The sequence below is a fragment of the Fodinicurvata halophila genome (assembly GCF_042651425.1).
Classification (GTDB): Bacteria; Pseudomonadota; Alphaproteobacteria; order Kiloniellales; family DSM-21159; genus Fodinicurvata; species Fodinicurvata halophila.
The window spans coordinates 1-1124 of sequence record NZ_JBHSCW010000024.1; the positions used below are offsets into that span (position 1 = coordinate 1).

A 1124-nucleotide genomic window follows, 5' to 3' on the forward strand; every position below is an offset into this window, starting at 1 on the left:
AGGCCCTCGTCCATGGCAATCGGCGCAATCAGCTCCACGTCCATCGAGACGTTGTCGCCCGGCATCACCATCTCCGTACCCTCCGGCAGCGTCACAATGCCCGTGACGTCCGTCGTGCGGAAATAGAACTGCGGACGGTAGTTCGTGAAGAACGGCGTGTGACGGCCACCCTCGTCCTTCGTCAGAATGTAGGCCTCCGCCTTGAACTTCGTGTGCGGCGTAATCGTCCCCGGCTTCGCAAGAACCTGGCCGCGCTCAACGTCGTCGCGGCCAATGCCGCGCAGAAGCGCACCAATGTTGTCGCCCGCCTCGCCCTGGTCAAGCAGCTTGCGGAACATCTCAACACCGGTCACCGTCGTCTTGCGCGTGGCGTGCAGGCCGACAACCTCGACCTCCTCGCCAACCTTCACGACACCGCGCTCAACACGACCCGTGACAACCGTCCCGCGGCCCGAAATCGAGAACACGTCCTCGATCGGCATCAGGAACGGCTGGTCCTTCGGACGCTCCGGCGTGGGAATGTAGTCGTCCACAGCCTGCATCAGCTCAAGGATCGAATCATGGCCCAGCTTCGTGTCCGTGTCCTCGATCGCCGCCAGTGCAGACCCCTTGACGATCGGAATGTCGTCGCCCGGGAAGTCATAGCTCGACAGAAGCTCGCGCACCTCAAGCTCAACAAGCTCGAGAAGCTCCTCGTCGTCAACCATGTCGCACTTGTTCAGATAGACAACCAGCGCCGGAACACCAACCTGGCGCGCCAGGAGTATGTGCTCGCGCGTCTGCGGCATCGGACCGTCCGCCGCGGACACAACCAGAACCGCGCCGTCCATCTGCGCAGCACCCGTGATCATGTTCTTCACATAGTCCGCGTGACCCGGGCAGTCCACGTGCGCGTAGTGACGGTTCGCCGTCTCGTACTCAACATGCGCCGTCGAAATCGTGATCCCCCGCGCCTTCTCCTCAGGCGCCTTGTCAATCGCGTCGTACGCCATGACCTGGCCCGTCCCAGACTCCGCCATGACCTTCGTAATCGCAGCCGTCAGCGTCGTCTTTCCATGGTCAACGTGACCAACCGTCCCAATGTTGCAGTGCGGCTTCGTCCGCTCGTATTTCGCCTTCGCCAT

The 1124-nt window shown here is 62.2% G+C and carries 1 protein-coding gene; it reads right to left on the minus strand.

Annotated elements, in window-relative coordinates:
* Positions 1–1124: elongation factor Tu (tuf, locus tag ACFOW6_RS18170; protein WP_382423844.1), on the minus strand; the 1124-nt coding region annotated here is incomplete at its 3' end.